The organism is Granulicoccus phenolivorans DSM 17626 = NBRC 107789 = JCM 15570 (genome assembly GCF_000423085.1).
In the GTDB taxonomy this organism is placed as follows: Bacteria; Actinomycetota; Actinomycetes; order Propionibacteriales; family Propionibacteriaceae; genus Granulicoccus; species Granulicoccus phenolivorans.
The window spans coordinates 26,332-39,650 of sequence record NZ_AUHH01000030.1; the positions used below are offsets into that span (position 1 = coordinate 26,332).

Sequence of the window (13,319 nt, forward strand, 5' to 3'; positions counted from 1 at the left end):
GGGTCATTCTACGATCGGATCTTCCGAAACCCGCCGCGCGACCGCAACGACTCGTGTGACCCCCGCCACCCCCTGAGCATTCCCGGGCTGACAGGCCGATTTGCGATATCGGGGATTTTGGAAACAATGGTGTTGTGAAAAGAACGCAGGAGTCCACCCGGCCACAGCCGGTCGACCCTGCCGTCGTGGACCCGACCGAAGAAGGCGGGACCCGGCAGCGGGTCGTCGATTCGATCCTGCACCACGGGCCCTCCACCACCGCGGAATTGGCCGAACGGTTGGACCTGACCCAGGCCGCGATCCGGCGTCACCTCGCCGGTCTCACCGAGTCCGGGCGGGTGGCCGCCCGGGAGCAGCGGGTGTACGGTTCCCGGGGCCGGGGCAGGCCCGCCAAGGTGTACGCCCTGACCGACACCGGCCGCGAGTCACTGCCGCAGGCCTATGACGAGTTGGCGGTCCAGGCACTCAGCTATCTCGCCAAAGCCGCCGGCGACAGTGCCGTCGACACGTTTGCCGCCGAGCGGGCCCAGCGGGTCGAACCGCACTTCCGTCGGTTGCGCGCCGAAGCGCCCGAACGGGACACCGCGGAGGTGCTCGCCGAGGCCTTGCGGCGCAGCGGGTACGTCGCCTCGACCCAACCGGTGCGCAGCGGCACCCAGTTGTGTTTCAACCAGTGCCCGGTCGCCCACGTGGCCGAGCGGTTCCCCCAGTTGTGCGAGGCGGAGGCGAAGGTGTTCAGCGAACTCCTCGATGCGCACGTGCAGCAGCTGGCGACCATCGCCCACGGCGACGGCGTCTGCACCACGTTCATTCCCAATATTCCTGTCCGATACCCCGAACAATCCACAGACCGAGAAGGGGCTTGAGATGACCCAGATTGACGACACCAGCACCAATGATCAGCTGGAGGGCCTCGGTAGCTACCGGTTCGGCTGGCACGACTCCGACGATGCCGGCGCCGCCGCCCGGCGTGGCCTGTCCGAGGCGGTGGTGACCAACATCTCCGAGCTGAAGTCCGAGCCGGAGTGGATGCTGAAGCGTCGGCTCAAGGGCCTCAAGCTGTTCGGGCGCAAGCCGATGCCGACCTGGGGCGCCGACCTCTCCGAGATCGACTTCGACAACATCAAATACTTCGTCCGCTCCACCGAGAAGCAGGCGGCGTCCTGGGAGGACCTGCCCGAGGACATCAAGAACACCTACGACAAGCTGGGCATCCCCGAGGCCGAGAAGGCCCGTCTGGTCGCCGGGGTCGCCGCCCAGTACGAGTCCGAGGTGGTCTACCACCAGATCAACGAGGAGCTCGAGCGCCAGGGCGTCCTGTTCCTGGACACCGACACCGCGCTGAAGGAACACCCGGAGCTGTTCGAGGAGTACTTCGGCACCGTGATCCCCGCCGGGGACAACAAGTTCGCCGCGCTGAACACCGCGGTCTGGTCGGGTGGCTCGTTCATCTACGTCCCCAAGGGCGTCCATGTCGAGATCCCGCTGCAGGCGTACTTCCGGATCAACACCGAGAACATGGGCCAGTTCGAGCGGACCCTGATCATCGTCGACGAGGGCGCCTACGTGCACTACGTCGAGGGCTGCACCGCGCCCATCTACAAGTCGGACTCGCTGCACTCCGCGGTGGTCGAGATCATCGTGAAGAAGGGCGGCCGCTGCCGCTACACGACGATCCAGAACTGGTCGAACAACGTGTACAACCTGGTCACCAAGCGCGCCACCTGCGAGGAGGGCGCCACCATGGAGTGGATCGATGGCAACATCGGTTCGAAGGTCACCATGAAGTACCCGGCGGTCTACCTGATGGGCGAGCACGCCAAGGGCGAGACCCTGTCGATCGCGTTCGCCGGGGCCGGCCAGCACCAGGACGCCGGCTCGAAGATGGTGCACTGCGCGCCGCACACCTCCAGCTCGATCGTGTCCAAGTCGGTCGCCCGCGGCGGTGGCCGGTCCTCCTACCGCGGCCTGGTCGAGGTCCAGGAGGGGGCGCACCACTCCGCCTCGTCGGTGAAGTGTGACGCGCTGCTGGTCGACACCATCTCCCGGTCCGACACCTACCCCTACGTCGATGTCCGCGAGGACGACGTGTCGATGGCCCACGAGGCGACCGTCTCGAAGGTCTCGGAGGATCAGCTGTTCTACCTGATGTCGCGTGGCCTGGGTGAGGACGAGGCGATGGCGATGATCGTGCGCGGTTTCGTCGAGCCGATCGCCAAGGAGCTCCCGATGGAGTACGCCCTGGAGCTGAACCGGCTGATCGAACTGCAGATGGAGGGCGCGGTCGGCTGACCGACTGCCCCGTTCCACTCGTCTCACACTGTTTTTCTGAAAGGGATTGATGTCCACCGATACCGCGCCTGCGTTCGTGCCCGGCGAGCGCACCGAGATCGCGTCCCACCTGCACGCCGTACCGTCCTGGGACGTGACCGATTTCCCGGTCCCGACCGGACGCGAGGAAATCTGGCGGTTCACCCCGCTGGCCCGGCTGCGCGGGCTGCTCGAAGCTCCGGCCGGCGAGGCCCGGCTGACCCGGTCCGGGAGCGTCCCGGCCGGGGTCACCGAGCGCATCGTCACCGGGGAGCAGGCCCGGACGCTCGCCGGCCGCCCGCCGATGGACCGGCTCGCGGTGCTCGCCGCCGCCCGGGCTCCCGAGGCGCTGCACCTCGACATTCCGGCGAACGCCGAACTGAGCGAGCCGGTGATCATCCGGCTGCACGGGGAAGGGGCCGAGCAGACCGTCCACGGCAGCACCGTGATCACCGTCGGGGCGCACGCCAAGGCGCTGATCGTGCTCGAACACACCGGGTCGGCGACCTACTCCGCGTACACCTCGGTCGTGGTCGGCGACGGTGCCCAGGTCGGCCTGGTCGAACTGCAATTGTGGGACGACGACGCGGTCCACACCGGGCAGACCTCGGTACGGATCGGCCGCGACGCGAAGGTGAACGCGGTGACCGCGACCTTCGGTGGTGATCTGGTCCGGCTGACCGAGACCACTGACTACGCCAGCACCGGTGGCGAACTGGTCAAGCACGGGCTCTACTTCGCCGACGCGGGCCAGCACCTGGAGCACCGCCTGTTCGTCGATCACGGGACGCCCCGGGCGACGAGCCTGGTCGACTACCGCGGCGCGCTGCAGGGGGAGAAGGCCCACACCGTGTGGATCGGCGATGTGCTGATCCGGGCCGCCGCCACCGACATCGACACCTACGAGTCGAACAAGAACCTGGTGCTGACCGACGGCTGCCGGGCCGACTCGGTACCGAACCTGGAGATCGAGACCGGCGAGATCGCCGGCGCCGGTCACTCCTCGACCACCGGCCGCTTCGACGATGAGCAGTTGTTCTACCTCATGTCGCGCGGCATCGATGAGGTCGAGGCCCGTCGCCTGGTCGTCTACGGCTTCCTCAGCGACATCATCCGCCGCATCGGCGTACCCGAGATCGAATCGCACCTGATCGCGATCGTCGAGGACGAACTCGCCCGCACCATCGGCGCACCCACCAACCTGGACCACCGTGGTCCCGACACCGAGGAGAACTGACCATGGCCAAGCTCGAGATCACCGACCTGCATGTGTCCGTCCAGACCGACGCCGGCCCGAAGCAGATCCTCAAGGGTGTCAACCTGACCATCAACGACGGTGAGGTGCACGCGATCATGGGCCCGAACGGTTCGGGCAAGTCGACGCTGGCCTACACCCTGGCCGGGCATCCGAAGTACACCGTGGATTCCGGCTCGGTCACCCTGGACGGTCGGGACGTGCTCGCGATGAGCGTCGACGAGCGTGCCAAGGCCGGACTGTTCCTGGCGATGCAGTATCCGGTCGAGGTGCCCGGCGTCTCGGTGGCGAACTTCCTGCGGACCGCGAAGACCGCGATCGACGGGAAGGCCCCGAGCATCCGGACCTGGGTCAAGCAGGTCAACGAGGCGATGGGCAAGATGGACCTCGACCCGACCTTCGGGCAGCGTTCGGTCAACGAGGGCTTCTCCGGTGGGGAGAAGAAGCGACACGAGATCGCCCAACTGGAACTGCTGAACCCGAAGGTAGCGATCCTCGACGAGACCGACTCCGGCCTCGACATCGACGCCCTGCGGGTGGTCTCCGAGGGCGTCAACCGGTACGTGGCCCAGGGGAACCGCGGCGTCCTGCTGATCACCCACTACACGCGGATCCTGAACTACATCAAGCCCGACTTCGTCCACGTGTTCGTCGACGGCCGCCTGGTCGCCAACGGCGGCCCGGAGCTGGCCGCCGAACTCGAGGCCGAGGGCTACGACAAGTACGTCAAGGCAGCGAAGGCGGGTGCGCGGTGACTCTGGCAGCGGACAAGACCTCGGCCGGCTACGACGTGGCGGCGCTGCGCGCCGACTTCCCGATCCTGCGTCGTGAGGTCAACGGCAAGCCGATCGTCTACCTGGATTCGGCGAACACCTCGCAGAAGCCGCAGGTCGTCATCGACGCGCTGACCGAGCACTACACCCACCACAATGCGAACGTGGCCCGGGCGATGCATCTGCTCGGGGCCGAGGCGACCGAGGCCTTCGAGGGGGCCCGGCAGAAGCTGGCGACCTTCGTCGGCGCGGCCCGCCCCGAGGAGATCGTCTTCACCAAGAACGCCTCCGAGGCGCTCAACCTGACCGCGCACACCCTCGGTGCCGACCTGAAGCCGGGCGACGAGATCGTCACCACCGTGATGGAGCATCACTCCAACATCGTGCCGTGGCAGATGCTGGCCGAGCGGACCGGGGCCACCCTGCGCTGGTTCGACATCACCGAGGACGGCCGGCTGGACCTGGCCGCCGCCGAACGCGACGGGCTGATCAACGAGAAGACCCGGATCGTCACGCTGACCCTGGTCTCGAACGTGCTCGGCACCATCAACCCGGTGCGGCAGATCGCCGATCAGGCCCACGCGGTGGGTGCGAAGGTGGTCGTGGACGCGTCCCAGGGGGTCCCGCAGATGCCGGTCGACATGGCCGCGCTCGGGGCCGACCTGGTTGCCTTCACCGGACACAAGATGGTCGGGCCGACCGGCGTGGGGGTGCTGTGGGGCAACTATGATGTGCTGGCCGCGCTGCCGCCGTTCCTGGGCGGTGGCGAGATGATCGAGATCGTCCGGATGACCGGTTCGACGTACGCCAAGCCGCCGCACCGCTTCGAGGCCGGAACCCCGCCGATCGCCCAGGCGATCGGGCTGGGGGTCGCGGTGGACTACCTGACCGGGGTCGGGATGGAGGCCATTGCGCAGCACGAGCGGGAGATCACCGCGTACCTGCTGCAGGGGCTGCAGACCATCGACGGGCTGCGGATCCTCGGGCCGACCGAGGTCGTCGACCGTGGCGGCGCGGTGTCCTTCGATCTGGGCGACATCCACCCGCACGACGTCTCGCAGATGCTGGACGCCAAGGGGGTGGCCGTCCGTGGTGGCCATCACTGCGCCCGCCCGCTGCACGAGCGGCTGGGGATCCAGTCCTCCACCCGGGCCTCCGGCTATCTGTACACCACCACCGGTGAGGTGGATGCGCTGATCGACGCACTCGGTTACACCATCAAGTTCTTCCGAGGAAAGTGAGGCCGGCCATGGATGTGGAGGAGATGTACCAGGAGATCATCCTGGACCACTACCGGCAGAAGCATCACAGCGGACTGCGCGAACCCTTCGACGCCCAGGTGGTGCAGGTGAACCCGTCATGCGGCGATGAAGTGATGCTGCGGGTCACCCTCGACGGCGACACTGTCAAGGACGTGTCCTACGACGGCGTCGGCTGCTCGATCTCGCAGGCGGCGACCTCGGTGATGACCGATCTGGTGATCGGCAAGAGCGTCGAGAACGCCCGGGAGCGGTACGCCGAGTTCCACGAAATGATGCACTCCAAGGGCCGGATGGAGCCCAACGAGGAGACCCTGGAGGACGGCATCGCCTTCGTCGGCGTGGCCAAGTTCGTGAACCGGGTGAAGTGCGCCCTGCTGGGCTGGGAGGCCCTGCGCGAGGCGCTCGATCAGACCGCCGCCGAACCCGGCGGCGCCACCGCGACCATGACCCAGGAGAAGTGATGGAAACCACGCAACAGACTCCGGCGGACCTGGTCCGCGACGACCTGCCCGCCGATGACGAGGAGCTCGGTACGCCGGCTCCCGCCGGCGACACCCCCGAAACCCCCGCTGCCGATGCGGTCCAACTGGAGCAACTCACCGAGGCGCTCAAGGACGTCGTCGACCCCGAACTCGGGATCAATGTGGTCGATCTGGGCCTGGTCTACGGGATCCACGTGGACGACGACGCCGGCGTCACCATCGACATGACCTTGACCAGCGCGGCCTGCCCGCTGACCGACGTGATCGAGGATCAGACCGAGGCGGCGTTGGAGGGCCTGGTCACCCGCAGCACCATCAACTGGGTGTGGATGCCGCCGTGGTCGCCGGCCAAGATTACCGACGACGGGCGCGAGCAGTTGCGGGCGATCGGCTTCAACGTCTGACGCCCACCCCCGCAGCACAACCGGCCGAGGGCTCTTCGCACACTGGCGAAGAGCCCTCGGCCGTTCGGTTCGGACCGTCGGATCAGGAGAACTGATAGTTCCGGTAGCCGGCGTCCTTGTCCGCGTCCCACTGGCCGAAGTAGCTGCCCAGACCACCGCAGTAGTTCAGCATCTGCCGCGGCTTGCCGGGAACGTTGGCGCCCCAGTACCAGGACTTGGCCTTCGGGAACATCGAGGCCTCGAAGATCTCATCGAGGTGATCGGTCCACGCGACCTCCGACTCGCGGGTGTTCTCGAAGCGGGTGTAGCCGTGCTCCTTCAGGTGTTCCAGGAAGTCGACCACGATCTTGCCCTGCTCCTCCGCCGAGGTGGGGCCGTTGCAGAAGCCGGCCGGGCTCTGCGGGCCGTACAGGAAGATCATGTTCGGGAAGCCGTTGCTGGTCAGGCCGAAGTTGGTGTGTACGCGGTGCTCCCACTTCTCCTCCAGCTTGGCCCCGTCGACACCGGTGATGTCGATGGCCATGATGCCGCCCCGGTTGGAGTCGAAGCCGGTGGCCAGCACGAACAGATCGGCCTCGTGCAGCCCCGCGGTGGTGCGGATGCCCTCGGGGGTGACCTCGATGATCGGATGCTTGTTGTAATCGACCACGTTGACGTTGTCCTGGTTGAACACGTCGAAGTAGTCCTGCTCCAGCGAGGGACGCTTCACACCGAAGGGGTGCGGCGGCTCCTTCGGGGCCAGGATCTCGGCCTTGACCGGATCGCTGACCCGCTCGTGCACCTTGGACCGCCAGAAGTCGTAGAAGGTCCGGTTGGCCGCGTCGTCCAGCAGGATGTCCTGGAAGTTGCCCAGCCACAGCTCGAAGCCGCCGGCCTCCCACATCCGCTCGTACATCAGTTCGCGCTCGTGCTCGGAGAGGTCGACCGCGTTCATCGGGACGAAATCGAAGTCGAAGCCGGCGAAGGCGCGGGAGCGGATCTTGAAGCGCTCGGGCAGGTCATGGCGCAGTTCGTCGTTGTCGTGCGGGGTCAGTTGGCGCTGGCGCATCGGCAGGGCCAGGTTCGGGGTGCGCTGCAGCACGGTCACTTCCTTGGCGACCTTGGCGGCCTCCTGGACCACCTGGATGCCGCTGGAACCGGTGCCCAGGACGACGACCTTCTTGCCGGTCATGTCCACGCCCTCCTGCGGCCAGCGGGCGGTGTGGTAGACCTCGCCGGCGAAGGTGTCCAGGCCGGGCAGGTCGGGGTAGAGCGGCTTGGCGCCGAACCCGGTGGCGACGATCACGTTCTTGGCGCGCTGGGTGTTCCCTTCCGAATCGGTGACCGTCCAGGTCTTGCTCGCCTCGTCCCAGGCCGCCTCGGTGGCGGTGGTGTTGAAGGAGATGTCCTTGCGCAGGTCGAGCTTCTCGCCCACGAAGCTGATGTAGTCACGTACCCCCTCGTGACCGGGGAACAGCTCGGTGAAGTTGTATTCCTTCCACAGGTCCTTGTGGGAGAACTGGTACACCTGCCCGGTGGAGTCGGTACGGGCGCCGGGGTAGCAGTTCCACCACCAGATGCCGCCGAAGTCTCCTGCGGCGTCCCAGACCTTGACCGAGTACCCGCGGTCCCGGAACTGGTCCAGCGCGTACAGGCCCGAGAACCCGCCGCCGATCACGAGGATGTCCAAGGTATCGGTGGCCACGGTGTCGGTGGGTGCGGCGGTCGACGTCGTTGTCATGTCGTCTCCTGACTGGGTGCTTGCCGGCCGACGATCGGCTCGGAACGTGTCAGGAACGTATGGCGCCGGGACCGGCGCGAAGTGTCCCACTTTGAGCCACCGGTCCCGGCGTGCGGCACGGGCCCTTGGGAACACTGGGGTCGGCGGTTCGCGGTGTTTCATTTCGAGTCACCGGCGGTCCACCTCTGGTCTGGGCCAGCGGCGGGGCATGACACTCATCACCATGAGCCGATACCGCACCACCAACCCCGCCACCGGCGAGTTGTTGCAGACTTTTCCGACCCTGACCGACGAGGAGTTGGAACAGCGCGTCCGGGCCGCCGTCGAGGCGTACCGGTCGTGGCGTACGACCACTCCGGAGGAGCGGGCCGCCATTCTCGCGCGTGCCGCCGAACTGTACGAGGAGCGCGCCGAGCACCTGGCCCAGACGATCACCCGGGAGATGGGCAAGCCGATCACCGCTGCCCGCGGCGAGATCAAGACCGTTACCGGGATCTTCCAGTACTACGCCACCGAGGGCCCCGCGGCGCTGCTGCCCGAGCCGATCGAGGTGCGCGGCACCGGCAGCGCGTACATCCGCCGCGAGCCGTTGGGCGTCCTGCTCGGTGTGATGCCGTGGAACTTCCCGCATTACCAGGTGGCCCGGTTCGTGGCCCCCAGCCTGCTGGTCGGCAATGCGGTGATGTTGAAGCACGCCAGCAACTGTGCCGCCTCGGCGCTGGAGATCGAGCAGTTGCTGCACGATGCCGGCGTACCCGAGGGCGTCTACACCAACCTGTTCGCCGACCACCAGCACGTGGAGGCACTGGTCGCCGACGACCGGATCCAGGGCGTGTCGCTGACCGGTTCGGACGCCGTCGGGGCACGGATCGGCCGGGTGGCCGGGGAGAACGTGAAGAAGGCAGTGCTCGAACTGGGCGGCTCGGATCCGTTCGTCGTTCTCGACGACGCCGACGTGGAGAAGGCGGCCGCCGGCGCGGTGCAGGGTCGACTGGTCAACGGAGGTCAGACCTGCACCTCCTCCAAGCGGATCATCGTGGTCGATGCGATCTATGACCGCTTCATGGAGCACTTCCTGGAGAAGATGGGGGCGGTGGCCTTCGGCGATCCGCTGCACGAGGACACCCTGGTCGGGCCGCTGTCGTCGGCCTCGGCGGTGGAAGAGGTCGACGAACTGGTCCGCGATGCCGTCGACAAGGGCGCCGAAGTGCTGCTGGGCGGCAAGCCCCGCGCGGGCGAGGGCGCCTACTACGAGCCCACCGTGCTGACCGGCGTCGGTCGGGAGGCGCGTGCGTTCAGCGAGGAGATCTTCGGCCCGGTCGCGGTGGTCTACCGCGCCGGTGACGAGCAGCAGGCCATCGACATGGCCAACGACTCCCCGTACGGGCTGTCCTCCTCGGTCTACTCCGAGGACCCCAACCACGCCCAGCGCGTGGGCGCGGAACTGGAGACCGGCATGGTCTGGGTCAACAGCACCTCCAAGTCCTCGGCGGAACTGCCCTTCGGCGGGGTGAAGAAGTCCGGCTTCGGTCGGGAACTGGGCCGTCTGGGCCTCGAAGAATTCGCCAACCGCAAGCTGATCCGCATCCCCTGACACCCGTCCCACCCACTGATCAAAGGAGATCATCCATGACCGCGGTCACCAGTTACGCCCTCGCCTCGTCCGAGGACCACAACATCGAGGAGATGCCCCTCGAGATCCCCACCCCGCAGGGGCATGAGGTCGTCGTCAAGGTCACCCATTCGGGGGTGTGCCACACCGATATCCACGTCCGCGAGGGCGGCTACGACCTGGGCTCCGCCGGCCGACTGACCATGGTCGCCCGCGGCGTGAAGTACCCCTTGGTGATGGGCCACGAGATCGCCGGCACGATCATCGCCATCGGTCCCGACGTCACCGACCGCAAGGTCGGCGATGACGTCGTGGTCTACCCGTGGCTCGGCTGCGGGGAATGCTCGGTCTGCGCGACCGGCAATGAGAACCTCTGTGTTTCGGGCAGCCGAGTCCTCGGGATCATGCGCCCCGGCGGGTACGCCCAGCAGGTCCTGGTTCCGCACGAGAAGTACGCCGTGGCGCTGGACGGGGTCGACCCGGCCTGGGGCGCCACCACCGCCTGCTCCGGCATCACCGCGGTCTCGGCGGTGGCGAAGGTGACTGCCATGGAGGGCATCGCCAAGGACGCGCCGGTGGTCGTGCTCGGTACCGGCGGGGTGGGCCTGATGTGCATTGCCGCGCTGCGCGCCGCCGGAATGACCCGGATCATCGCCCTGGACCGGTCCGAGGCCACGTTCGAGAAGGCCAAAGAGCTGGGTGCCACCGTCACCGCGGTGGTCACCGATGACACCACCCCGGCCGACATCGTCGAGATCGTCGGCGAGGCCCCGCAGGCCTGGATAGACGTGGTCAACTCCGGCCGGACCTTCAAGCTGGGCTTCGACTCCCTGCGCAAGGGCGGCCGGCTGGTGCCGGTGGGCCTGTTCGGCGGGGAAGTGGTCCTGCCGACCGCCGTCCTGGCACTGCAGCAGAAGTCGGTCACGGGTAACTATGTCGGCGGCCTGCAGCACCTGCACCAGGCACTGCAGTTGGCGCGCGACGGACTGCTGCCCCGGGTCCCGCTGATCACCCAGCCGCTGAGTGTCGAGGCGCTGCAGACCACGCTGGACGATCTCGAGGCCGGCCGTTCGCGCGGTCGGGTCGTGCTCACGCAGGTGTGAACCCGAACCCTGGATCACCGGCCCCATCGCCCTCACCCGGCGGTGGGGTCGGTCTGTTTTTCGGGCGTTGGGGGGCGTCCGGGGCCTGGGTGTGGCTGCGGGGGAGTGTGGCGCGGGCCGAGTTAGGTAGCGCGGGCCGGGTTCGGTGGCGCGGGTCCTGCAGGGGCTGCGTACCGGATGTGGGCCCGCGGGCCGGCACGAACGCCCGCGAGCAGGGGGAGCACCCGCGCAACGCCATGCCCGCTACCGCGGTTAGGGCCCCGGACTGCGCGGAGCACTGGGGTACGCGGGCCGAGGCCGGTGGCGCGGGTCTGCAGGGGCGGCGTACCGGATGTGGACCAGCGGGCCGGCACGAGCACCCGCGACCCGGCACGAACGCCCGCGACCTGGAGGAGCACCCGCGCAACGCCACTGCCGTCACGGTGACTAGGGCTCAGTACGCGGGCTGCTTTCGGGTACGCGGGCCGGGTTCGGTGGCGCGGGTCCTGCAGGGGCTGCGGGCCGGATGTGGACCAGCGGGCCGGCAGCCAGCGACGAGCACCCGCGAACAGGGGGAGCACCCGCGCAACGCCATGCCCGCTACCGCGGTTAGGGCCCCGGACTGCGCGGGCCGGCACGAACGCCCGCGAACAGGGGGAGCACCCGCGCAACGCCACTGCCGTTACCGTGATCAGGGCTCAGTACGCGGGCTACTTTCGGCTACGCGGGCCGAGTTCGGTGGCGCGGGTCCTGCAGGGGCTGCGGGCCGGATGTGGACCAGCGGGCCGGCCTGAGCACCCGCGAACTGGAGGAGCACCCGCGCAACGCCATGCCCGCTACCGCGGTTGGGGCCCCGGACTGCGCGGGTTGAGTTTGGCTGCGCGGGCCGGGTTCGGTGGCGCGGGTCCTGCAGGGACCGCGTACCGGATGTGGCCCCGCGACCCGGCACGAACGCCCGCGACCTGGAGGAGAACCCGCGAAGTGGTGAAAGACCCGCGCATCGCCAGGGCCACCCGCGGCAGCCACCACCCCGCGCGCCGCCACCGCCACTCGCGACCCCACCGAGGACGCCGTCGGCCCCACCGCCGCACCGGCGATGGGGCCGAACAACCCGCGCGCAGCCGGCTCAGGAACCGGTGTGCCCGAACGCTCCGTGACCGGTCAGGTGGCGACCGATAGTCAACTGATGCACCTCGTCGGTGCCCTCATAGGTACGCACTGATTCCAGGTTGTTGGCGTGGCGCAGGGGTGAGTGGTCCAGGCTGATGCCGTTGCCGCCGAGCATTTCCCGGGCATCCCGGGCGATCCCGATCGCGATCCGGCAGTTGTCCAGTTTGCCGGCCGAGATCATCGACGGCGTCAGGGCCGCGGGGTCGGCGTCCTTGAGCCGGCCGATCTGGTGGGCCAGCAGGTACCCCCGATTGATCGCCACGGCCATGTCGGCCAGCTTGGTCTGGGTGATCTGGTAGGACGACAGCGGCGCGCCGAACTGGGTCCGGTTGCCGGTGTAGTCGAGCACGGTGTCGAAGCTGTCCCGGGCAGCGCCCAGGACACCCCAGATGATCCCGTAGCGCGCCTCGTTCAGGCACTGGAACGCGCCCTTCAGGCCGGCCGCGGAGTCCGCCGGCAGGATCGCGTCGGCCGGGAGGCGTACGTTGTCCAGGGTGATCTCGCACTGGACCGAGGCCCGCATCGACAGCTTCCGGGTGATCGCCTCGGCCCGGAAACCGGGCGTATCGGTCGGGACGACGAAGCCGCGCACACCGCGCCCGTCGCCGGGCTCCCCGGTCTGCGCCCAGATGATCGCGACGCTGGCCAGGGTGGCCAGGCCGATCCACCGCTTGCTGCCGTTCAGGATCCAGTCCCCGCCCGGTTCCTGGGTGGCGACCGTACGCATCGACGACGGGTCGGATCCGGCGGTCGGCTCGGTCAGGCCGAAGCAGCCCACTGCCTCCCCGGCGGCCATCCGGGGCAGCCACTCCTGCTTCTGCTCGGCCGACCCGTGCTTGTAGATCGCCGCCATCGCCAGCGAGCCCTGCACCGAGACGAACGTACGCAGGCCCGAGTCACCCGCCTCGAGCTCCTGGGCGGCCAGCCCGTACTCCACGCAGGAGCGGCCGGGACACCCGTAGCCGGACAGATACATGCCCAACAGGCCCAGCCGGCCGAACTCCGGCACGATCTCGGTGGGGAAGACCGCGCGCTCGTACCAGTCGGCGATGTTGGGCCGGATCACCTCATCGACGAGGGCGCGCACCCGCAGGGTGATGGCCTTCTCCTCCGCGCTGAACAGGCGGTCGAGATCGACCAGGTCCACCGGTCCGAAAATGCTCGAGCCGGCCGGTCGCGCGGGGGACTGCGGTGGCGCGGCGGACTGCGCGGGCGTGCCGCGCCGCTGCGAGGTCTGGGTCATGTCATT

At 68.2% G+C, this 13,319-nt stretch carries 11 protein-coding genes; 9 read left to right on the forward strand and 2 right to left on the reverse strand.

Annotated elements, in window-relative coordinates:
* The first annotated feature begins 134 nt into the window (after positions 1–134).
* The 7 genes from G531_RS22370 to G531_RS0112620 are packed head-to-tail and all read left to right on the forward strand — an operon-like array spanning position 135 to position 6,486.
* Positions 135–866 carry a helix-turn-helix transcriptional regulator gene (locus tag G531_RS22370; protein WP_081684097.1) on the forward strand — a complete coding sequence of 244 codons (732 nt, stop codon included), beginning with the start codon at positions 135–137 and terminating at the stop codon, positions 864–866.
* A 1-nt stretch (position 867) separates the two neighbouring features.
* On the forward strand, positions 868–2,292 hold the full coding sequence (sufB, locus tag G531_RS0112595) for a Fe-S cluster assembly protein SufB (RefSeq protein WP_026927525.1): 1,425 nt from the start codon (positions 868–870) through the stop codon (positions 2,290–2,292).
* Positions 2,293–2,341: 49 nt separating this feature from the next.
* Entirely contained in the window at positions 2,342–3,547 is a 1,206-nt protein-coding gene (gene sufD / locus G531_RS22375) for a Fe-S cluster assembly protein SufD (protein ID WP_051215442.1), read from the forward strand.
* Positions 3,548–3,549: 2 nt separating this feature from the next.
* Positions 3,550–4,320 carry a Fe-S cluster assembly ATPase SufC gene (gene sufC / locus G531_RS0112605; RefSeq protein ID WP_026927526.1) on the forward strand — a complete coding sequence of 257 codons (771 nt, stop codon included), beginning with the start codon at positions 3,550–3,552 and terminating at the stop codon, positions 4,318–4,320.
* Between the two features lie 2 nt (positions 4,321–4,322).
* Positions 4,323–5,579, forward strand: coding sequence for a cysteine desulfurase (locus G531_RS0112610; RefSeq protein WP_035758820.1), 1,257 nt, complete (start codon positions 4,323–4,325; stop codon positions 5,577–5,579).
* Positions 5,580–5,587: 8 nt separating this feature from the next.
* Positions 5,588–6,061 (forward strand): Fe-S cluster assembly sulfur transfer protein SufU, encoded by a 474-nt coding sequence (sufU, locus tag G531_RS0112615; protein WP_026927528.1) that lies wholly within the window; start codon positions 5,588–5,590, stop codon positions 6,059–6,061.
* Positions 6,061–6,486, forward strand: coding sequence for a metal-sulfur cluster assembly factor (locus tag G531_RS0112620; RefSeq protein WP_081684098.1), 426 nt, complete (start codon positions 6,061–6,063; stop codon positions 6,484–6,486). The genes sufU and G531_RS0112620 overlap by 1 nt, the downstream gene beginning before the upstream one ends.
* An 82-nt stretch (positions 6,487–6,568) precedes the next feature.
* Here G531_RS0112620 and G531_RS0112625 read toward each other — a convergent pair whose 3' ends face one another.
* Positions 6,569–8,206: a flavin-containing monooxygenase gene (locus tag G531_RS0112625; RefSeq protein ID WP_026927530.1), complete on the reverse strand. Its 1,638-nt coding sequence runs from the start codon at positions 8,204–8,206 to the stop codon at positions 6,569–6,571.
* Positions 8,207–8,429: 223 nt separating this feature from the next.
* Here G531_RS0112625 and G531_RS0112630 point away from each other — a divergent pair, with 223 nt between their 5' ends.
* Positions 8,430–9,800 (forward strand): NAD-dependent succinate-semialdehyde dehydrogenase, encoded by a 1,371-nt coding sequence (locus G531_RS0112630; protein WP_026927531.1) that lies wholly within the window; start codon positions 8,430–8,432, stop codon positions 9,798–9,800.
* Between the two features lie 35 nt (positions 9,801–9,835).
* On the forward strand, positions 9,836–10,921 hold the full coding sequence (locus G531_RS0112635; RefSeq protein WP_026927532.1) for an alcohol dehydrogenase catalytic domain-containing protein: 1,086 nt from the start codon (positions 9,836–9,838) through the stop codon (positions 10,919–10,921).
* Positions 10,922–12,026: 1,105 nt separating this feature from the next.
* On the opposite strand, the gene G531_RS0112640 is transcribed toward G531_RS0112635, so the two are convergent.
* The gene (locus G531_RS0112640; RefSeq protein ID WP_051215443.1) at positions 12,027–13,313 is read right to left on the reverse strand and encodes an acyl-CoA dehydrogenase family protein; all 1,287 of its coding nucleotides are present in this window, start codon (positions 13,311–13,313) and stop codon (positions 12,027–12,029) included.
* Between the last annotated feature and the right edge of the window lie 6 nt (positions 13,314–13,319).

Excerpts from the sequence above, each read along its gene's own strand:
- G531_RS0112635 (WP_026927532.1), top strand. The coding sequence starts at position 9,836 with ATGACCGCGGTCACCAGTTACGCCCTCGCCTCGTCCGAGGACCACAAC.
- G531_RS0112630 (WP_026927531.1), top strand. The coding sequence starts at position 8,430 with ATGAGCCGATACCGCACCACCAACCCCGCCACCGGCGAGTTGTTGCAG.
- sufU (WP_026927528.1), top strand. The coding sequence starts at position 5,588 with ATGGATGTGGAGGAGATGTACCAGGAGATCATCCTGGACCACTACCGG.
- sufC (WP_026927526.1), top strand. The coding sequence starts at position 3,550 with ATGGCCAAGCTCGAGATCACCGACCTGCATGTGTCCGTCCAGACCGAC.
- G531_RS0112620 (WP_081684098.1), top strand. The coding sequence starts at position 6,061 with ATGGAAACCACGCAACAGACTCCGGCGGACCTGGTCCGCGACGACCTG.
- sufD (WP_051215442.1), top strand. The coding sequence starts at position 2,342 with ATGTCCACCGATACCGCGCCTGCGTTCGTGCCCGGCGAGCGCACCGAG.
- G531_RS0112625 (WP_026927530.1), bottom strand. The coding sequence starts at position 8,206 with ATGACAACGACGTCGACCGCCGCACCCACCGACACCGTGGCCACCGAT.
- G531_RS0112640 (WP_051215443.1), bottom strand. The coding sequence starts at position 13,313 with ATGACCCAGACCTCGCAGCGGCGCGGCACGCCCGCGCAGTCCGCCGCG.
- sufB (WP_026927525.1), top strand. The coding sequence starts at position 868 with ATGACCCAGATTGACGACACCAGCACCAATGATCAGCTGGAGGGCCTC.